This window comes from Microbulbifer hainanensis (genome assembly GCF_014904735.1).
Lineage (GTDB): Bacteria > Pseudomonadota > Gammaproteobacteria > Pseudomonadales > Cellvibrionaceae > Microbulbifer > Microbulbifer hainanensis.
In genome coordinates, this window is record NZ_JACZCR010000020.1 from 210,934 (window position 1) to 230,118 (window position 19,185).

At 60.6% G+C, this 19,185-nt stretch carries 18 protein-coding genes; 5 read left to right on the top strand and 13 right to left on the bottom strand.

The genetic code is table 11. The annotated features are described in order from the left end of the window. Positions 1–6 precede the first annotated feature (6 nt). The 8 genes from IG168_RS07215 to mnmG all read right to left on the bottom strand — a co-directional run bounded on the left by IG168_RS07215 (position 7) and on the right by mnmG (position 6,969). Positions 7–477, bottom strand: coding sequence for a F0F1 ATP synthase subunit B (locus IG168_RS07215; RefSeq protein ID WP_193163361.1), 471 nt, complete (start codon positions 475–477; stop codon positions 7–9). A gap of 72 nt (positions 478–549) precedes the next feature. Beyond that, positions 550–798, bottom strand: a complete 249-nt coding sequence (gene atpE, locus IG168_RS07220; RefSeq protein WP_067084854.1) for a F0F1 ATP synthase subunit C — start codon at positions 796–798, stop codon at positions 550–552. 65 nt (positions 799–863) lie between these two features. After that, positions 864–1,790, bottom strand: coding sequence for a F0F1 ATP synthase subunit A (atpB, locus tag IG168_RS07225; protein ID WP_193163363.1), 927 nt, complete (start codon positions 1,788–1,790; stop codon positions 864–866). An 82-nt stretch (positions 1,791–1,872) separates the two neighbouring features. Next, positions 1,873–2,235, bottom strand: coding sequence for an ATP synthase subunit I (locus IG168_RS07230; RefSeq protein ID WP_193163365.1), 363 nt, complete (start codon positions 2,233–2,235; stop codon positions 1,873–1,875). A gap of 281 nt (positions 2,236–2,516) precedes the next feature. Continuing rightward, positions 2,517–3,419 carry a ParB/RepB/Spo0J family partition protein gene (locus IG168_RS07235; protein ID WP_193163367.1) on the bottom strand — a complete coding sequence of 301 codons (903 nt, stop codon included), beginning with the start codon at positions 3,417–3,419 and terminating at the stop codon, positions 2,517–2,519. Between the two features lie 16 nt (positions 3,420–3,435). Continuing rightward, positions 3,436–4,236: a ParA family protein gene (locus tag IG168_RS07240; RefSeq protein ID WP_193163369.1), complete on the bottom strand. Its 801-nt coding sequence runs from the start codon at positions 4,234–4,236 to the stop codon at positions 3,436–3,438. Positions 4,237–4,389: 153 nt separating this feature from the next. Further along, on the bottom strand, positions 4,390–5,037 hold the full coding sequence (rsmG, locus tag IG168_RS07245; RefSeq protein ID WP_193163371.1) for a 16S rRNA (guanine(527)-N(7))-methyltransferase RsmG: 648 nt from the start codon (positions 5,035–5,037) through the stop codon (positions 4,390–4,392). Between the two features lie 42 nt (positions 5,038–5,079). After that, complete coding sequence (mnmG, locus tag IG168_RS07250; RefSeq protein ID WP_193163373.1) at positions 5,080–6,969, bottom strand: tRNA uridine-5-carboxymethylaminomethyl(34) synthesis enzyme MnmG; 1,890 nt, start codon at positions 6,967–6,969, stop codon at positions 5,080–5,082. 713 nt (positions 6,970–7,682) lie between these two features. On the opposite strand from mnmG, the gene IG168_RS07255 reads away from it, so the two are divergent. Beyond that, a complete protein-coding gene (locus IG168_RS07255) occupies positions 7,683–8,345 on the top strand; it encodes a cupin domain-containing protein (RefSeq protein WP_226876653.1) in 663 nt (220 codons plus the stop codon). A 46-nt stretch (positions 8,346–8,391) separates the two neighbouring features. Here IG168_RS07255 and mnmE read toward each other — a convergent pair whose 3' ends face one another. The 5 genes from mnmE to rpmH form a co-directional block, all read right to left on the bottom strand. After that, complete coding sequence (gene mnmE / locus IG168_RS07260) at positions 8,392–9,768, bottom strand: tRNA uridine-5-carboxymethylaminomethyl(34) synthesis GTPase MnmE (RefSeq protein ID WP_193163377.1); 1,377 nt, start codon at positions 9,766–9,768, stop codon at positions 8,392–8,394. Between the two features lie 77 nt (positions 9,769–9,845). Further along, on the bottom strand, positions 9,846–11,501 hold the full coding sequence (yidC, locus tag IG168_RS07265) for a membrane protein insertase YidC (RefSeq protein WP_193163572.1): 1,656 nt from the start codon (positions 11,499–11,501) through the stop codon (positions 9,846–9,848). Between the two features lie 8 nt (positions 11,502–11,509). After that, positions 11,510–11,800 carry a membrane protein insertion efficiency factor YidD gene (gene yidD, locus IG168_RS07270; RefSeq protein WP_404931993.1) on the bottom strand — a complete coding sequence of 97 codons (291 nt, stop codon included), beginning with the start codon at positions 11,798–11,800 and terminating at the stop codon, positions 11,510–11,512. Beyond that, entirely contained in the window at positions 11,740–12,138 is a 399-nt protein-coding gene (gene rnpA, locus IG168_RS07275; RefSeq protein WP_193163381.1) for a ribonuclease P protein component, read from the bottom strand. Before rnpA ends, yidD begins: the two co-directional genes overlap by 61 nt. A 40-nt stretch (positions 12,139–12,178) precedes the next feature. Next, on the bottom strand, positions 12,179–12,313 hold the full coding sequence (gene rpmH, locus IG168_RS07280) for a 50S ribosomal protein L34 (RefSeq protein WP_067084833.1): 135 nt from the start codon (positions 12,311–12,313) through the stop codon (positions 12,179–12,181). Positions 12,314–12,783: 470 nt separating this feature from the next. Between rpmH and dnaA the strand changes: the two genes are divergently transcribed. The 4 genes from dnaA (at position 12,784) to gyrB (ending at position 19,178) form a co-directional block, all read left to right on the top strand. Next, a complete protein-coding gene (gene dnaA / locus IG168_RS07285; protein WP_193163383.1) occupies positions 12,784–14,343 on the top strand; it encodes a chromosomal replication initiator protein DnaA in 1,560 nt (519 codons plus the stop codon). A 64-nt stretch (positions 14,344–14,407) separates the two neighbouring features. After that, positions 14,408–15,514, top strand: coding sequence for a DNA polymerase III subunit beta (gene dnaN, locus IG168_RS07290; protein WP_193163385.1), 1,107 nt, complete (start codon positions 14,408–14,410; stop codon positions 15,512–15,514). A 118-nt stretch (positions 15,515–15,632) separates the two neighbouring features. Continuing rightward, on the top strand, positions 15,633–16,739 hold the full coding sequence (gene recF, locus IG168_RS07295; protein WP_193163387.1) for a DNA replication/repair protein RecF: 1,107 nt from the start codon (positions 15,633–15,635) through the stop codon (positions 16,737–16,739). 18 nt (positions 16,740–16,757) lie between these two features. Further along, complete coding sequence (gene gyrB / locus IG168_RS07300; protein ID WP_193163389.1) at positions 16,758–19,178, top strand: DNA topoisomerase (ATP-hydrolyzing) subunit B; 2,421 nt, start codon at positions 16,758–16,760, stop codon at positions 19,176–19,178. Positions 19,179–19,185: the final 7 nt, after the last annotated feature.

Below are 19,185 nucleotides of genomic sequence, written 5' to 3' on the forward strand. Positions count from 1 at the left end.
CCTCGCTTACAGCTCGGCTGCCAGTTTGTCGATCAGGTCGTCGTGCACCTTGGCATCGATATTGACCGAGAGAATCTTCTCCGCACCGGCAACAGACAGGGCAGCCACTCGGCTGCGCAGCTGTTCCTTGGCGCGGTTCACTTCCTGGTCGATCTCAGCCTTGGCTGCCGCCTTCAGGCGATCGCCTTCGGCTTCAGCAGCCTGCTTGGCTTCGTCGACTATCTGATTGGCGCGCTTGTTGGCACCATCGATGATCTCGGCCGCCTGTTCTTTGGCTTCTTTCAGCTGTTCAGCGGCTTTGCGCTGGGCCAGCTCCAGATCCTTGGATGCACGCTCGGCCTCTTCGAGACCGGTGGCGATCTTCTGCTCGCGTTCCTGCATGACGCCAAGCAGCGCCGGCCATACGAACTTCCAGCAGAACCATACAAAGGCCAGGAAAGTAATCGACTGGCCGATTAGAGTCAGGTTGATATTCACACCGACACCTCTTGCTCTTTGCTCTTTATAAAAAAAGAACTTTGGGGGTTAAGGGCAATTGGAACGATGGAATTAACCAGCCAGACCAGGAGCGACCGCGAAGATCAGGTACATGGCGATACCAACACCGATCATCGGAACGGCGTCGAGCAGCCCCGCCATCAGGAACATTTTACCCTGCAGGGCAGGAGCCTGTTCCGGCTGACGCGCGGAGCCTTCCAGCAGTTTGCCACCCAGAGTACCGAAACCAATCGCAGTACCCAGCGCGCCCAGACCGATCAGCAGTGCGCTCGCGATGTAAACCAGACCTAATGCTTCCATTGTGTTCTCCATTAAAAGGTTGAGAGTTGTTGAAAAGTTTGTGTAAAGGGTTAATCGTCAAAAAATCAGTGGTCGTTCTCGTGCTCGTCTTCCCGGTTATGCGCCATTGCCATGTACACGGTGGTCAGCACCATGAATACAAACGCCTGCAGCGTAATGACCAGAATGTGGAAGATGGCCCAGCCCATGTGCAACAGGCCGGCACCGATAAAGCCGAGAACCCCGACGCCAAACACGATGGCGATCAGGATAAAGATCATTTCACCCGCATAGAGGTTACCGAACAGACGCAGACCGAGAGAAACGGGCTTGGCCAGCAGGGAAACCGCTTCCAGCAGGAAGTTGAACGGGATCAGGAAAATATCCACATACCACTTACCGGAGTGGAACGGGTGCAGGGTCAACTCCTTGAGGAAGCCCAGCGCACCTTTTTCCTTGATGCTGAAGAAGATCATCAGCACGAACACCGCCAGGGCCATGCCCAGGGTCGCGTTCAGGTCGGTGGTCGGCACCACCTTGAAGTAGAGGTGCTCATTGCCGGCGGCCTTGGCGGCGGCCATCGGCAGCCAGTCGACCGGAATCAAATCCATCAGGTTCATCAGGAACACCCACACGAAGATGGTCAGCGCCATCGGGGCGACCATGCTGTTGCGGTGCGGGAAAGTGTCCTTGACCAGCTTGTCGACGAAATCGACGACCAGCTCGACCATGCTCTGGAACCCACTGGGCACACCGGCGGTGGCTTTCTTGGCCGCACGGGCAAACAGGAAACAGAACAGCATGCCCAGGCCGATAGACCAGCCCAGGGTATCCAGGTGAATAGCCCAGAACCCCATATCCGACGCCTCCTGGGAGGAGTGGGCGAGGGTCCAGGTGCTTTCCTGGAGAATCGAGCCATCGGCACGGGTGTAACCCGCCGGCAACTTGCCGTATGCCATGTTCTGCAGGTGGTGTTGGATATAATCCGTAGCGGTTTGAGCTTCGCCTGCCATAGTTCCTCAGCAATCGTAAAAGTATGAATTCTTTCTATTGCGCCGGTCTGCGGAGCTCATACCTACATAATAAGTAGAGCGATCAACGCACCGCGCGCGCCACCAGGACCCACTGTACGATCACACAGAGGCCATAGCTGATAAACAGTGCCGCCGGGTCCAGCGGTCTTACTACGACGAACACCGCCGCAAACCCCACCAGGGTGAGCACGAATTTGCCCGTTTCCCCTCGGTAGAAATTCTCCAAGACCCGATTGGCCGCGCGCGCGCCGCTATCGCGGAAGGCTCGCAGGCCGAAATACGCATTGGGCAGCGCGCACAGCAAACCGCCGAGCACGACGGAGAGCGCGGTCACCGGTTTGCCGCCAAGGTGCAGACCTGCACCGGCGAGCGATACCAGCAGCAGCTGTACCGCGGCAACAATCAACACCGGGGGTTTATACATAGACGGGGATTAGCCGACCCTGGTTGCCAAAACCTGAATATTCAGGGCATTTTCGTGCGCTGTCCGCCCAAATTTTGGGCGTGCGAATTATAGGAGCAACCGCATGGCCGGTTCAACCGGCAAATTTCGCCAAGTTATTTAATTTTCGACGTTTTTTCCGATCGAATTGGCCACCCTGTTAGTGGTCACTAACAAGGTGTTCTCGCGCCATTTTGGGGCAGCTTTGCTGTTTGCCGTTGGCGGCGGGGGGCGGCGATTGCCCCATACGGATCACCCGGGTTTCAGTCCTCTTTGTACCCGAGGTGGGCGAGGATGCCGTCGAGTTCATCGAGGCTGCTGTACTTGAGCACCAGCTTGCCGACCCCCTTCTCATTGTGATCAATGCTCACCGGGACGCCGACCTTCTCCGACAGCTGCTCGCTCAGGCGGCGGATATTGGGATCTTCCTTGGGCTTGGGCGCGGTGGGATTCTGCGCCTGCTGCTGCAGGCGGCGCACCAGCGCCTCGGTCTGGCGCACGGTCAGACCGCGTTCGACGACCTGCCGCGCGGCGGCGCGCTGGGTCTCGCCGGCGAGCCCCAGCAGGGCCTTGGCGTGACCGGTTTCCAGATCGCCGCGCTCGAGGAAAGTTCGCACCTCCTCGGTCAGGCTCAACAGGCGCAGCAGGTTGGTCACCGCGGTGCGGGATTTACCCACAGCCTCCGCCACTTCTTGCTGGGTTAGCTGGAATTCGTCCTGCAGTCGCTTCAGGGCAGCCGCCTCTTCGACGGGGTTCAGGTCTTCGCGCTGGATATTCTCGATCAGCGCCATGGCGATGGCGGCTTCGTCGGGCACTTCGCGTACCAGTGCGGGAACGCGATCCAGCTCGGCCAGCTGGGCGGCGCGCCAGCGGCGCTCACCGGCGATGATCTCGTATTTGTGCTCGCCCACCGGGCGCACGACGATCGGCTGCATGATGCCCTGGGCGCGAATGGAGTCGGCCAGTTCCTGCAGGGATTCCTGCGGGAAATCGCGGCGGGGCTGGTAGCGGCCACGCTGCAGGAATTCGATCGGCAGTTCGCGCAGTTCACCGTCCACGGATTCCTTGCTGCCGCCGTCGCCGGTGGCCATGGCAATCGCCTGGCTGGCTTCGCCACTGATCAGATGGGACAGGTTCTTGCCCAAACCTTTGCGCCGGGTGGCCATATGGTATTACCTCAGATTAAACGGCTTCCGCCACCGGGCGGTTTTGATTCTGGTTGGCGGCGTGGCGGCGGGTCATCTCGCCGGCCAGTGCCAGATAGGCGATTGCGCCCTTGGAGTGGCGGTCGTACTCGAGCGCGGGCTGGCCGAAACTCGGCGCCTCGGCGAGACGCACATTGCGTGGAATACAGGTGCGGTACAGGCGCTCGCCGAAATATTCCGACAGCTGCTCGGATACGTCGCTGGTCAAACTGTTGCGCGGGTCGTACATGGTGCGCAGGATGCCCTCGATCTTCAGCTCCGGATTGGCGGCGCGCTGGATCTGGGTGATGGTGTCGATCAGCGCCGACAGCCCCTCGAGCGCGTAGTACTCGCACTGCATCGGGATCAGCACACCGTGGGCAGCGCAGAGCGCGTTGACGGTCAGCATGTTCAGGGAGGGCGGGCAGTCGATGACGATGTAGTCGTAATCGGCGCTGATATCGCGCAGTGCGCGACGCAGGCGCGACTCGCGGCCATCCATGGTCAGCAGCTCCACTTCGGCGGCGGAGAGATCGCCGTTGGCGGGCATCAGTTCAAAACCGCTGGAGGTAGGGACGATCGCCTTGCGCGCCGGCAATTCACTGGCGAGCACGTCGTAGCTGGACAGCTGCAGTTCGCCCTTGTCCACGCCACTGCCCATGGTGGCATTGCCCTGGGGGTCGAGGTCGATCAACAGTACCCGGCGCTTGCTCGCGACGAGGGAGGCGGCCAAATTGACGCAGGTGGTGGTCTTGCCTACCCCGCCTTTCTGGTTGGCCACAGCGAATATTTTGCTCAAGGTTTTTATCCTTTGTTCTCCCGAAAAGTGGTCTCCCCGATACTTTTCAGGTCTCGCCGCGGAAAAGCCGGCATCAATCGGCACTCGGCTCCCTGCAACGGAGTGCGCTGGACTTGCAAAAATTGCGAATCAGATTCGTAAATTCAGCGGGATTTACGCCAGATCGCCGCGGTTATCGTCGCGGCTGAGTACGATGAGGTGGCGATCCGCGTCGCAACCCGGTACCGACAGGGGGTGCACCTGTTCGACCTTAATCCCTTTTGGAAGTGCGCTCAACTCATCTTCCGGCAACTTGCCCTTCATAGCGTAAAACCTACCACCCGGAGCTAGCAAGTGCTCACTTCCGCAAACCATATCCTCGATCGATGCGAAGGCCCTGGAAACCACCGCGGCGAAGGGTTGCTCGGGCCGGAAGGCTTCCACCCGCTCATTCACGACGGTCACGTTCGGCAGGGGCAGGGTGGTTGCCACCTGGAACAGGAAACGCGTCTTCTTGCCATTGCTGTCGAGCAGGGTGACCCGGCGCTCGGGGTGCATGATCGCCAGCGGAATACCGGGCAGGCCGCCGCCGCTGCCGACGTCGATCAGGTCGCCAGTGCCACACAGGTTGACCACACTGAGACTGTCGATGATATGGCGCTCGAGCATCTGCGCCGGATCGCGCACGGCCGACAGGTTGTAGGCCGCATTCCAGCGCGCGAACAGTGCCAGGTATTCCAGCAGCAGGTCCTGCTGGCGCTCATCCAGGTCAACCGCCATGCTCCGGGCGGCTTCGGTCAGGCGGGGACGAAATGATTCCATCTGCGGCAAAGCGGGCGAACTCCTGAATACAACGGTGCCGCGTTAAACGGCTTTCTTGCGGGTCAGCAGGCCGCGTTTCTTCAACTGGATCATCAGCAGCGAGATGGCGGCCGGCGTGACACCGGGAATCCGCGAGGCCCGCGCAAGAGTGTCCGGACGGGTGTCGCCGAGCTTCTGCTTGACCTCACTGGAGAGGCCGGAGATATCGCTGTAGTCGAAATCCGCCGGGATCGGTGTGTCCTCGTAGGCGTGCAGGCGCTCGATTTCATCGCGCTGGCGATCGATATAGCCCGCATATTTGGCGGAGATCTCCACCTGCTCGGCCACGCGCTCGTCCTCAACCGGCTCGCCTTTCAGCACCGCGACGTCGGCGTAGCCGAGTTCCGGGCGGCGCAGCAGGTCCATCAGGTTGTACTCGCGCGCCAGTGGTTGCGGCAGTTTTTCCTCGACGGCCGCGGCCTCAGGCGTGCGCGGGTGCACCCAGGTCTCGCGCAGGCGCTGCTCCTCGCGCGAGATGGTCTCGCGTTTTTCGCTGAAAGCGGCCCAGCGCGCATCGTCAACCAGGCCCAGCTTGCGGCCGGTTTCTGTCAGGCGCAGATCCGCGTTGTCCTCGCGCAGCAGCAGCCGGTACTCGGCGCGGCTGGTAAACATGCGGTAGGGCTCCTTGGTGCCACTGGTGATCAGGTCGTCCACCAGGACACCCAGGTAGGCCTCGTCGCGGCGCGGCGCCCAGGCATCTTTGCCCTGCGCGCGCAGGCTGGCATTGGCGCCGGCCAGCAGGCCCTGGGCGGCAGCCTCCTCGTAGCCGGTGGTGCCATTGATCTGGCCGGCAAAGTAGAGCCCCTGAATAAATTTGGTTTCCAGCGACGGCAGCAGATCCCGCGGATCGAAGAAATCGTACTCGATCGCATACCCGGGGCGGGTGATATGCGCCTGTTCGAAGCCCTTGATCGAGTGCACCAGGTCGATCTGCACGTCGAACGGCAGGCTGGTGGAGATGCCGTTCGGGTACAGCTCGTTGGTGGTCAGTCCTTCCGGCTCGATAAAGATCTGGTGGCTGTCCTTGTCGGCGAAGCGGTGCACCTTGTCCTCGATGGACGGACAGTAGCGCGGCCCGATGCCCTCGATCACGCCGGAATACATCGGCGAGCGGTCCAGACCGCCGCGAATGACGTCGTGAGTATTGCTGTTGGTGTGGGTAATCCAGCAGCAGACCTGGCGCGGGTGCTGCGCACGGCTGCCGAGGTAGGACATCACCGGCGTCGGCGCGTCTCCCCACTGCTCCTCGAGGTCGGAAAAATCCACCGAACGCGCGTCGATGCGCGGCGGCGTGCCGGTTTTCAGGCGCTCCACGCGGAAGGGCAGTTCCCGCAGGCGCTCGGCCAGGGCAATGGACGGCGGATCACCAGCGCGGCCACCGGAGTGGCTGTCGAGGCCGATGTGGATGCGGCCGCCGAGAAAGGTGCCGGCGGTAATGACGACGGTCCTGCCACGAAAGCGCACGCCGGCATTGGTGACAACACCGGTCACGCGCTCACCCTCGACAATCAGGTCATCGGCAGCCTGCTGGAAGATCTCCAGGTTCTGCTGGCGCTCGAGGATGCCGCGAATCGCACCGCGGTACAGCGCGCGGTCGGCCTGGGCGCGGGTGGCGCGCACGGCGGGTCCCTTGCGGGCATTGAGGACGCGGAACTGGATACCGCCGAGGTCGGTGGCTTCGGCCATGGCGCCGCCGAGCGCATCGACCTCCTTGACCAGGTGACTCTTGCCGATGCCGCCGATGGCGGGATTGCAGGACATCTGGCCCAGGGTCTCGATATTGTGGGTCAGCAGCAGGGTGGCGGATCCCATGCGCGCGGCCGCAAGGGCGGCTTCGGTGCCGGCGTGTCCGCCACCGATCACAATCACGTCGTAAGTTTTCGGGAAATCCATAGCTGCTGCCACAGGGGGTAAAAATGGGCGCACATTTTATAGTCAGCGGGTGTGAGACGGCAAATGGTGCGCGAATAAATTGCTGCTGTTGAAACTATAGGGTCTGTGCTGTTCCGGCTCTTCGCGGATGTTTGAGTTTCATGGACTTTTCTTAACTAATGAATAATTAAGTTATACATATCTTGTATGAGTATTGGTTTGTATTAGTAGTAATTATTAGGGGCCGGTGCTTTTCTGTATAAGCCTAAAATTAACATATAAATCAATGTCTTAGTGGCCATGCTAAGTTGCTGGTAACCCCTGTTCCGGAGCAGGGGTAACGACGGTACGAGGCTGTGGACAGATGGGATAACTTTTGCCCGTTGAGAACCCTCGCGGAGTTATACCCGGCTGGGCTCTCAGTTTTTGCGCGGTTTTCCCCCGTTTTTGTGCACAGCGGTGCGAATGAAGGGGGTTGTTGTGGCCAGATGGCGGCATTTTCTGGGGGCGGCCTGTGCATAAGTGCGGCATTCTGGATAACCCTGTGGGTAGCTGTGCGCAACTTTTGTGTTTTTTCCGTGGGTTAGGCGGTATTCAGTCCGGGCGACCCCCATGCTTGTGAGCAATTATGACCGTAGTGAACACGGTTTTTCGTCGGAGAGGTAGGTGCTGGTGTTGTGGTGTGTCCCCAATTTAAGTAGCTGGTTTATTGCGGAGATCTTGTTGTGCTGAACATGAATTTTGCCGAGCGCGTCGTGTTGGATACGGCGAAGATGGCCTGGCAGGCGAGCCCGATGGCGGGGGTGGAGCGCAAACCGCTGGCCCGCGAAGGGGCTGAGTCCGGTCATGCGACCAGCATCGTACGCTATGCCGCCGGTGCACGGTTCTCGACGCACGAGCACCCGGGAGGAGAGGAAATCTTTGTTCTGGACGGTGTGTTTTCCGATGAGTCCGGTGACTATCCAGCCGGTAGCTATATTCGCAATCCGCCCGGCAGTTCGCATGCGCCGTTTAGCGAGCAGGGTTGTACCCTGTTTGTGAAACTGGGGCAGTTTGCCGAGGGGGACACCGCTACGGTGCGCATCGACACACGCGCTGCGCCCTGGGTGCCCGGCCGCGGCGGACTCGAGGTAATGCCGCTGCATACCTTTGAGGGGGAACACACCGCGCTGGTGAAATGGCCGAAGGGGGAGCGGTTTGCCGACCACGGCCACTTTGGCGGCGAAGAGATCCTGGTGCTGTCCGGCACCTTCATGGATGAGTACGGGGAATATCCGACGCATTGTTGGCTGCGCAGCCCGCATATGAGCCGGCACCACCCATTCGTCAAAGACGAGACGCTGATCTTCGTGAAAACCGGCCACCTGCCGGTGAGCTGGCCCTCGTCGGCCGACTGAGCGGCGGCGTATGCCCCGGGCGGCTGCCAGAAACGGTTGCCGTCAGTTATTTGCCGATGCAGAAGCTGCCGAAAATCTTGCCCAGCAGTTCGTCGGCGCTCACTGCTCCGGTGATTTCCCCCAGTGCCTGCTGCGCCTGGCGCAGATCTTCGGCGAGGAGTTCGCCGGCGCCACTTTCGTGTAACTGGCTTTGTCCCTGTTCGATAAAGGCGCGGGCCCGCGCCAGCGCATCCAGGTGTCGGCGGCGGGCGCTGAAAGTGCCCTCGGCGGCGCCGCTGTAGCCCATGCTCTGTTTCAGGTGCTCTTTCAAGGCGCCGAGGCCGGCGCCTGTGCGCGCGCTGATCGCAATCACCGGCACGCCGTCGGTGTGGGCCTGTAGACCGGCGCTGTAGTCAGTCAGGTCAATCTTGTTCAGTACCAGGGTCAGGTTTTCCGTATCGGGCAGCTGTTCGGTGAATTCCGGCCAGACCGTATCCGGATCCAGACTGTGGGCCTGCTCCGCATCCACGACCAGCAACACGCGATCGGCGTGGCGGATCTCTTCCCAGGCGCGCTGGATACCGATTTGTTCCACCTGGTCGGGTGAATCGCGCAGGCCGGCGGTATCGGCGAACTGCAGGGGCAGGCCATCGATATGGATATGTTCGCGCAGGATGTCCCGTGTGGTGCCGGCAATATCGGTGACGATGGCCGCCTCGCGCCCGGCCAGGGCGTTGAGCAGACTGGACTTGCCAGCGTTGGGTTTGCCGGCAATGGCGACCCGCATACCCTCCCGCAGGATGCTGCCCTGGCGGGCCTCGTCTTCCACGGTGGTCAGTTGCTCGAGCAGCGAGCGCAAATCCGCCGAAACCTTGCCGTCGGCGAGAAAATCGATTTCTTCCTCAGGAAAATCGATCGATGCTTCGACATAGATGCGCAAGTGGGTCAGATTTTCGACCAAGTCTTCGATTTTTTCGGAGAATGCGCCTTGCAGAGAGCGCATCGCATTGCGTGCGGCCTGTTCGCTGCCGGCCTCAATCAGGTCGGCGATGGCCTCTGCCTGGGCCAGATCGATCTTGTCGTTGAGAAAAGCGCGCTCGGAAAACTCCCCGGGGCGCGCCTGGCGGGCACCCAGTTCGATGCAGGCGCGCAGTAGCTGATCGAGAATCACCGGCCCGCCGTGTCCCTGCAGTTCGACGATGTCTTCACCGGTAAAGGAATTGGGGCCGGGGAATGACAGCACAATCCCCTGGTCGATCAGCTGCTCGCCGTGGCGAAAGTCGCGGTAGTGAGCCTGGCGGGGTTTCAGAGGCTGCGCGCCGCAGAGTTGCTGGGCAATCTCCAGTGACTGTGGCCCGGACAGGCGGATAACGCCGATGCCGCCGCGACCGGGGGCGGTGGCGACGGCGGCAATGGTGTCGCGATTGAGGCTTTGCTGAGACATGGGGAAAGTTTACTCGACAGAAAAGCATTGAGGCCGCGAATGCGGCCTCAATGGGGTAGACGGTGTGTCGGCGGGCCTTAAGCCTTGCCGGACGCTTCCACCTTCTTGTTGATGTACCAGGTCTGGGTGATGGTGATCAGGTTGTTGGCAATCCAGTAGAGTACCAGCCCTGCCGGGAACCACAGGAAGAAGAAGGTCATCATTACCGGCATCAGCTGCATGATGCGCGCCTGGGTCGGATCCGCCGGCTGCGGGTTCAGGCGCTGCATGAACCACATGCTGCAACCCATGAAGACCGGCAGGATGAAGTAGGGATCGCGCGCCGACAGGTCGTGGATCCACAGCATCCATGGCGCGTGGCGGAGCTCTACCGTCTCCGTCAGCATCCAGTAGAGCGCGATAAAGACCGGCATCTGCAGCAGGATCGGCAGGCAGCCACCCATTGGGTTGATCTTCTCGCGGCGGTAGAGCTTCATCGTCTCTTCCGCGAGTTTCTGGCGGTTGTCTTTGTACTGATCCTGCAGCTTTTTCATCTGCGGCGCGAATTTGCGCATGCGTGCCATGGAGCGCATGCCTGCGGACGACAGCGGGTACAGCAGGGCTTTGATAAACACGGTCAGCAGGATGATGGCCCAGCCCCAGTTGCTGACGATGTTTGACTGGATGAAGTGCAGGATGCGGAACAGGGGCTTGGCGATAAACCACAGCCAGCCGTAGTCGACGGTCAGGTCCAGGTACGGAGAGATCTGCTCCAGGCGGTAGACATCTTTCGGGCCCGCGTAAAAGGAGGCGTTCAGCTCACCCTGCTGTCCCGGTGCGATGGTCACCTGCGGTGTGGTGAAGCCCATGCGGTAGAGACCGCTGGAGAGCTGGCGCAGGACGATGTTGTTGTTGGTGTTCTGCGGCGGAATCCAGGCACTGAGGAAGTAGTGCTGCACCATGGCCACCCAGCCCCCCTGAATGGTGATATCGGTGGGCTTCTCCGCGATTTCGTCGAACTTCTGTTTGAAATAGTTTTCATCCGGCGTGCGGATTGCCGCGCCGAGGAAGGGGTGAACGCCGATGCCCACATCGGTGGCCGGTTCGTAGCTGTCGCGCTTCAGCTGGCCATACAGGGCCGCAGTCCACGGTTGGGCAGCGGTGTTGTTTACCTGGTAGCTGACGTTCACCAGATAGTCGCCGCGCTTGAAGGTGTAGCGTTTGACGATGTCGGCGCCGGACTGCTGCAATTTCAGATCGACAGTCAGTGTGTCCTTGCCTTCCTCCATTGCATATTTGCTAGAGGCAGTGGAGAACAGGGGGCGGCCCTTGGCGCTGTCGGTACCGTTGTGGCCTATCAGGCCACTCTGGGCAATATAGGTGTGCTCGCGCGTCTGGTTCAGCAGAATCAGCGGTGTGTGGGAGTGCAGCTTGTCGTCGTACTCGCGCAGGGCCACTTTGACGATATCGCCGCCGCGCGGGTCGATGCTCACTTCAAAGACATCGGTAGTGACCGAGATCAGCTTGCGCTCGCCGCCGTTGTTGGCGGTGGCTGTGGTTTGCCCGTTTTTCAGCTGCGGTACGTCGCTGCCGGCATTTTTTTCTTCCGGCGGCAGGGTCGGTGCATCGGCGCGAACTACCGTTGTGCGGTCCACGGCCGGAGTGTTGACCTGTTTGAATTCGGTCCACTGAAATATCAGTGCCAGGACAACTGCGGCGATACCGCCCATCAGTGTGTAGCGTTGCCAATCCATCATAAAGCCTAGTGATCTGATTTACGGGGGGCGGGGGGAACCGGGTCCATACCGCCGGGATGCCAGGGGTGGCATTTTATAAGGCGCCGCGCGCTTAAATAACCCCCCTTTAGGAATCCGTGGGTTTTTAATGCCTCTTCCGCATAATGGGAGCAGGTGGGGTAGAAGCGGCACTGGTTGCCGACCCACGGGCTTGCCACGTAGCGGTAGAGGTGAATTAGCCGGATGGCCAGCCGGGTCACGACGCGCCGCCCTGCTGGGATGGCTGGGCCTGGGCCCGCTTGGCCAATTTGCGCCACAGCTTGTCGAACAGTTTCGTCAGTGCAGCATTGTCGAGCTCACCGGCGCCGGGGCGTGCGAGTACGACCGCATCAACGGCGGGCAGCTGGTGCTGGCGCAGGCGAAAAGTTTCACGCGCGATACGCTTGATGCGATTGCGGTCGGTGGCGTTACGGACGTGTTTTTTGGCCATGACAAGGCCGAGACGCGGGTGATCGAGCGCGTTGGGGCAGGCGAGAATCAGGAGATTCGGATGCGCGGCGCGTATCTGGGTACCCGAGAAGACCGAGCGATACTGCGCCGCGTTTAGCAGGCGCAGCGGCTTGGCAAATCCGAAGTCGCTGCGCGCCTGTTGCATAACTAAAAGACTGGTCCCGGGATTCGGGACGGCAGCAGTCTTATGCAGACAGTACTTTGCGGCCTTTGGCGCGACGGCGAGCCAGAATCTTGCGACCGTTCTTGGTCGCCATGCGGGCGCGGAAACCGTGGTTGCGCTTGCGCTTCAAATTGCTGGGTTGAAAAGTGCGTTTCATTGTCTTGCTACCTGAGACTTTGTGTTCGGAAATTCGTGGGGCTGGCCCCGGCTGCGCCCTGCATTCCAAAGCCTGACCGGCGGAGCAATGCGCTGCAAAGGCGGCGGATTGTATAGAAAGGCACCAGCTAAATCAACGCGGGTATGCAGGTAATTTTAGCCCTTTAGGGCCAAGTCTTTGATGTAATTAGCGCTATTGGCGACTGCCCACCGATTGACCCCAAGATACTCACAGTCCACTGTGGATAACCTCCGTGACGGCGCGCTGTTTTCTGCTCAAAAAGTGTGCAAGTGCTTGATTGTAAGGGAGTTTTCGCCGGCTTTTTTATGATAAATCCGCTGTTTTCTGTGGATAACCCTTGGGGCTAAAGGTATACTGGCTCGATCTTTTTGGCGGTACCGGGCGGTAAACAGCACCGGATTGGCCGCGACCATTCTCTCTTCTTTATATCTTGGGTTTTAGGGGGTTTCTTGTCTGAGTCCGTCTGGAAGCAGTGCGCTGACTGTTTACAGGATGAACTGCCGTCGCAGCAGTTCAATACCTGGATCCGGCCGCTGCGTGTCAGTCCTGCGGCAGCGGGTGAATTGCGCCTGCTGGCACCGAATCGCTTTGTATTGGACTGGGTCGGCGACAAGTTCCTGAGCCGTATGCTGGAGTTGGTGCAGCATTTTGGCGGTGAGCAGCCGCCACAAGTGGTGCTGGATGTCATCGAGCGCCGTCCCGCGCGTTTCCAGCGCGGGCGCCCCGCGGCGGAACCCCGGCCGGCGCCACGCGCGTTTGAGCCTCCGGCAGCCGCCGAGCCGACGCCGATGGACAGTCCGCAGGGGAGTCTGGCGTTCGGGCAGCAGTCCCGGGCCCAGAGCCCGGCGTCCCGCGCTGCGGCCGAAGAGGCGACTGCAGAGCAGATGACCAGCGGCGAGCTGGCGCTGACCGACCTGCGTCCGCCGCCCACCCAGCGTCCGCCTGCAGAGCCGGCGCGCAAGGTGGAGGTCGAGGGGGCCATCAAGCACGGTAGTTCGCTGAATCGGAACTTTACCTTCAAGTCGTTCGTCGAGGGCAAGTCCAACCAGTTGGGCCTGGCCGCGGCACAGCAGATCGCCGACAACCCCGGCGGCGCTTACAATCCTCTCTTTATTTATGGCGGTGTCGGTCTCGGCAAGACGCACCTGATGCACGCGGTGGGCAACGCGCTACTGGAGCGGAATCCCAATGCCAAAGTGGTCTACCTGCACTCGGAGCGCTTTGTCGCCGATATGGTCAAGGCGCTGCAGCTGAATGCCATCAGTGACTTCAAGCGCTACTACCGTTCGGTAGACGCGCTGCTGATCGACGATATCCAGTTCTTCGCCGGCAAGGAGCGCTCCCAGGAAGAGTTCTTCCACACCTTCAACGCGCTGCTCGAAGGTGGCCAGCAGATCATTCTGACCTGTGACCGCTACCCGAAGGAGATTGTCGGTCTGGAGGAGCGCCTGAAGTCGCGCTTTGGTTGGGGTCTGACAGTGGCTGTGGAGCCGCCCGAGCTGGAGACCCGCGTGGCGATTTTGATGAAGAAAGCGGAGCAGGTCGGTGTCGACCTGCCACACGATTCTGCGTTCTTTATCGCCCAGCGCATTCGCTCCAATGTGCGCGAGCTGGAGGGCGCGCTGCGCCGTGTGATTGCCAACGCCCAGTTCACCGGTCGCGCGATCGACGATATTCTGGTGCGCGAGGCGCTGAAGGATCTGTTGGCGCTGCAGGATCGTCTGGTCAGCGTGGATAACATCCAGCGCGTCGTCGCGGAGTACTACAAGATTAAAGTGGCCGATTTGCTCTCCAAGCGTCGCAGCCGCTCGGTGGCGCGCCCCAGGCAGGTTGCCATGTCGCTGGCGAAGGAGCTGACGAATCACAGCCTGCCGGAGATCGGCGATGCATTTGGCGGGCGCGATCACACCACGGTGCTGCATGCGTGCCGTAAAATTCGTGAATTGCAGGAGTCCGATGCGGATATCCGCGAGGACGTGAAGCTGCTGACGCGCTCATTGACTACGTAAACGCTATCAGCGACAAACCGAATAACTGACGATTAATTGATAAAAAAGTAAGGCGAAATATCCGATGAAATTCAATGTGAGCCGGGACGCCCTTTTGAAACCGCTGCAGCTGGTCGCCGGCGTGGTGGAAAAGCGCCAGACCCTGCCGGTGCTGGCCAATGTATTGATGCAGTTGCAGGGCCAGGAGCTTTCCCTGACCGGTACCGATCTCGAGGTGGAGATTGTCGGCAGATTGCCGGTGGACGGTGTGGAGATGGAAGGTGAAGTCACGGTGCCGGCGCGCAAGCTGCTGGATATCTGTCGCTCCCTGCCGGACGGCGCCGAGTTGAAGTTTGAGCGCGATGGTGAGCGCCTGATACTGCGCAGTGGCCGCAGCCGCTTTCAGCTGTCGACCCTGCCGGCAGCGGATTTCCCCAACCAGGAAGAGACCAGCGCCCAGACCCGCTTCAGCATTTCGCAGCGTGAAATCCGCCGCCTGATCGAGGCCACCGGCTTCGCCATGGCGCAGCAGGATGTGCGCTATTACCTCAACGGGCTGTTGCTGGAGTGTCGCCCGCAGCAGCTGCGCGCTGTCGCGACTGACGGCCACCGCCTGGCACTGTGTGATCGCGATGCGCCAGGACTGAATGTCGAGGCGCCGATTCAGGCAATCGTGCCGCGGAAGGGCGTACTGGAGCTGGGCCGCCTGCTGGATGATACCGATGCGTCCGCCGAGGTGGTGCTGGGCAATAACCATATTCGTGTGATCAGTGGCCAGTTCACGTTCACCTCCAAGCTGGTGGATGGCAAGTTCCCGGATTACGAACGGGTATTGCCGCGCGCTACCGGCAACGAGATCTATGCCGATCGGCAGGCGCTGCGCCAGGCGTTTTCCCGCGCGGCCATTCTCTCCAATGAGAAGTATCGCGGCGTGCGCCTGCAGATTTCCGAGGGAATGCTGCAGATTGTGGCGAACAACCCCGAGCAGGAAGAGGCGGAAGAGCAGCTGGTGGTGGATTACGTGGGCGATCCACTGGAGATCGGTTTCAATGTCGGTTACCTGCTGGACGTCACCGGTGCTATTCACAGCGACCAGATCCGCATTGGGCTGGCGGATGCCAACAGCAGTGCGCTGCTGCAGCAGCCGGAAGAGGGCGACGCGCTCTATGTGATCATGCCCATGCGGCTCTGATGGCTGCAGCGTTGTTCTCGATTAAGCGATTCGCAAAAGCCGCCATCCCCCCGGGAATGGCGGTCTTTTTATATATGGGGTACGGCAAGTGCGGGCCCTTAGACCGGGGAGTGGTTCAGTGGCGCTGAAACGACTCGCATTGACCAATTTTCGCAATATCGCCAGTGCGGACCTGGAGTTGGGGCCGGCCGTAAACCTATTCTGTGGCGTCAATGGCAGCGGCAAGACCTCGCTGGTGGAGGCGGTGCATATGTTGGCGACAGGCCGCTCTTTTCGCTCTCGCCAGCACCAGGCTGTGATCAGGGAGGGGCAGGAGAGACTCGCGGTATTTGCCCAGCTGGATACGGGCTACAGCCTGGGTGTCGAGCGCGGTCGCGATGGCAAGGGCAGAATCCGCATCAACCAGACACCCGCGGAGTCCAGCTCCCAGCTGGCAGCCTGCCTTCCTCTGCAGGTAATCAATAGCGACAGCTTTTCTGCTTTGGACGGTGGTCCCGGGGTGCGCCGGAGCCTGTTGGACTGGACTGTGTTCCACGTGGAACATGGGTACGCACAGGACTGGAAAAGTTATCAAATCGCACTCCGCCAGCGAAATGCGCTGCTGCGACGTGGTAAAATCGACGATGAATTGATGGGCGTATGGGAACAAAGGCTCGCCGAGAGCGGCTCACGGGTCGACCAGCTGCGCCGCGCCGTCTTTGAGCAGCTATCTGAGAGTATTCGCGGTTTTGTCGATGAACTCCCGGACTCCCCGCTGAGGCGGGTTGAGATGGCCTACCGGCGCGGCTGGAATAAAGACAAGGAATTGGCAGAAGCCCTGCGGGAATCCCGAGAGGGCGATCTGGCGCAGGGGCACACCCGCACGGGGCCGCATCGGGCGGACCTGCGTTTCGGCGTGGCCGGTGAGTCTGCGCACAACATCCTTTCCCGCGGCCAGCAGAAGATGCTGGTCTGCGCACTGCGCACGGCAATGGGCGATCTGGTCTGCCGGAAGGGCCAGAAACCGGTGTTCCTCGTGGACGATCTCCCCGCGGAACTGGATGAGAAGAATCAACTGCAGTTTGCCCGCTGGGTGAGCCGCTGCGCCAGCCAGGTGCTGGTGACAGGTATCGATAAAGGCGCCACCAGCAGCCCTTGGCGGCAACTGGCGCAACCCTGGAATAGTCCGACTGTGTTCCACGTGGAACATGGACACATTAGTGCCGAGCCCGAATCGGCCCCCTAAGTTGAATGGAGCGTGTAAATGTCAGAGCAGAACAGCTATGACTCCAGCAGTATCAAGGTGCTTAAAGGTCTGGATGCGGTACGCAAACGACCGGGCATGTATATCGGTGACACCGATGACGGTACCGGTCTGCACCATATGGTGTTCGAGGTAGTCGATAACTCCATCGACGAGGCACTGGCTGGGCACTGCGACGAGATCCGCGTGACCATTCACCCGGATGAATCAATCTCCGTATCGGACAATGGCCGCGGTATTCCCACGGAAATACACCCGGAAGAGGGTGTCTCCGCCGCCGAAGTGATCATGACGGTACTGCACGCCGGCGGTAAGTTCGACGACAACACCTACAAGGTTTCCGGCGGCCTGCACGGGGTGGGGGTATCGGTAGTGAATGCCCTGTCGAAAGAGTTGAAGCTGACCATCCGCCGCGGTGGCAAGGTCCACGAGCAGGTATACCACCACGGCGTGCCCCAGGCGCCCCTGGCCGTGGTCGGTGACACCGATACCACAGGCACCATGGTCCACTTCAAGCCGTCTGCGGATACCTTTACGAACATCGAATTCCACTTTGATCAGCTGGCCAAACGCCTGCGTGAACTTTCCTTCCTGAACTCCGGCGTGCGTATCGTGCTGAAGGACGAGCGCAGCGGCAAAGAGGAAGTTTACGAGTACGAGGGTGGTCTGCGCGCCTTTGTCGAGTTCCTCAACCAGAACAAGACGCCGATCAATAAGGTCCTGCACTTCCAGAACCAGCGCGAGGACGGTATCGCCGTGGAAGTGGCCCTGCAGTGGAACGACAGCTTCCAGGAAAATATCTACTGCTATACCAACAACATTCCCCAGCGCGACGGTGGCACCCACCTGGCGGGCTTCCGCGCCGCACTGACCCGTGGCCTGAACAGCTATATCGAGAAGGAAGGTGTCGGCAAGAAGGACAAGGTCAGCACCACCGGCGATGACGCCCGTGAGGGCCTGACTGCGATCATCTCGGTCAAGGTGCCGGATCCGAAATTCTCCTCGCAGACCAAGGACAAACTGGTTTCCTCCGAGGTGAAACCGGCGGTCGAGCAGGAGATGGGCCACTCGTTTAACGACTACCTGATGGAGAACCCGCAGGAAGCCAAGGCTGTGGTCGGCAAGATGATCGACGCGGCGCGTGCCCGCGAGGCCGCGCGCAAGGCCCGCGAAATGACCCGCCGCAAGGGCGCCCTGGACATCGCGGGCCTGCCCGGCAAGCTGGCGGACTGCCAGCAGAAAGATCCGGCCCTGTCTGAACTGTACCTGGTGGAGGGTGACTCCGCCGGTGGCTCCGCCAAACAGGGCCGGGACCGCCGCACCCAGGCGATCCTGCCGCTGAAGGGCAAGATCCTCAATGTGGAAAAGGCGCGATTCGACAAGATGCTGTCCAGCGCCGAAGTGGGCACACTGATCACCGCACTGGGCTGCGGTATCGGCAAAAGCGAATTCGACCCGGACAAGCTGCGCTATCACCACATCATCATCATGACCGATGCAGACGTGGACGGCGCGCACATCCGTACACTGCTGCTCACTTTCTTCTTCCGCCAGATGCCGGAGCTGATCGAGCGCGGGCATATCTATATTGCCCAGCCGCCTCTGTACAAGATGAGCAAGGGCAAGCAGGAGCAGTACCTGAAGGATGAGGCCGCACTGACCCAGTTCCTCACCAACGCCGCTCTGGAGGGCGCCAGCCTGTTCGTGAACGCGGATGCACCCGGCTTGTCCGGTCAGTCCCTGGAGACACTGGTGGGCGAATACCGCGCGGTGCTGGCGACCATCGACCGTCTGTCGCGAGTCTACCCGGAAGAGGTACTGCGCAGCATGATCTACCTGCCGAGCCTGACACCGGAAGATCTGAAATCCCGGGAGAAGATGGCCAGCTGGTGCGAAGCCCTTCAGGAGAAACTGGGCGAGGAAGGTGCCGGAGGCGGCCGCCGCCACACGGTGACCGTGGTGGAAAACACCGAGCGGGATCTGTTCCAGCCGCATATCCATGTGGTTGCCCACGGTGTCGGCAGCGACTACGCCATCAGCCACGAGTTTTTTGAATCCGCCGAATACCGCGCCATCCGCAGTCTCGGCGAGAAACTGGTGGACCTGCTGGAAGAGGGCGCCTTCATCCAGCGTGGCGAGAAAAAGCAGCCGGTGGACAGCTTCCCCGAAGCCCTGGAGTGGCTGATGAACGAGAGCCGCCGCGGCTACGGTATCCAGCGCTACAAGGGACTTGGTGAAATGAACCCGGAACAGCTATGGGAAACCACTATGGATCCCGAGAGCCGCCGCATGCTGCAGGTGACTGTCGAAGACGCCATCGCCGCGGACCAGATTTTCACCACGCTGATGGGCGACCAGGTGGAACCGCGCCGCGATTTCATCGAGAGCAACGCGCTGGCGGTGGAGAATCTGGACGTCTGACCAGCTT

What these genes read in the sequence shown, in the direction of transcription:
- atpB (WP_193163363.1), bottom strand. Translation starts at nt 1,790, where the DNA reads ATGGCAGGCGAAGCTCAAACCGCTACGGATTATATCCAACACCACCTG.
- mnmG (WP_193163373.1), bottom strand. Translation starts at nt 6,969, where the DNA reads ATGGATTTCCCGAAAACTTACGACGTGATTGTGATCGGTGGCGGACAC.
- mnmE (WP_193163377.1), bottom strand. Translation starts at nt 9,768, where the DNA reads ATGTCTCAGCAAAGCCTCAATCGCGACACCATTGCCGCCGTCGCCACC.
- gyrB (WP_193163389.1), top strand. Translation starts at nt 16,758, where the DNA reads ATGTCAGAGCAGAACAGCTATGACTCCAGCAGTATCAAGGTGCTTAAA.
- rpmH (WP_067084833.1), bottom strand. Translation starts at nt 12,313, where the DNA reads ATGAAACGCACTTTTCAACCCAGCAATTTGAAGCGCAAGCGCAACCAC.
- rnpA (WP_193163381.1), bottom strand. Translation starts at nt 12,138, where the DNA reads ATGCAACAGGCGCGCAGCGACTTCGGATTTGCCAAGCCGCTGCGCCTG.
- IG168_RS07230 (WP_193163365.1), bottom strand. Translation starts at nt 2,235, where the DNA reads ATGTATAAACCCCCGGTGTTGATTGTTGCCGCGGTACAGCTGCTGCTG.
- rsmG (WP_193163371.1), bottom strand. Translation starts at nt 5,037, where the DNA reads ATGGAATCATTTCGTCCCCGCCTGACCGAAGCCGCCCGGAGCATGGCG.
- dnaN (WP_193163385.1), top strand. Translation starts at nt 14,408, where the DNA reads ATGAAATTCAATGTGAGCCGGGACGCCCTTTTGAAACCGCTGCAGCTG.
- IG168_RS07235 (WP_193163367.1), bottom strand. Translation starts at nt 3,419, where the DNA reads ATGGCCACCCGGCGCAAAGGTTTGGGCAAGAACCTGTCCCATCTGATC.
- IG168_RS07255 (WP_226876653.1), top strand. Translation starts at nt 7,683, where the DNA reads ATGAATTTTGCCGAGCGCGTCGTGTTGGATACGGCGAAGATGGCCTGG.
- atpE (WP_067084854.1), bottom strand. Translation starts at nt 798, where the DNA reads ATGGAAGCATTAGGTCTGGTTTACATCGCGAGCGCACTGCTGATCGGT.
- yidC (WP_193163572.1), bottom strand. Translation starts at nt 11,501, where the DNA reads ATGGATTGGCAACGCTACACACTGATGGGCGGTATCGCCGCAGTTGTC.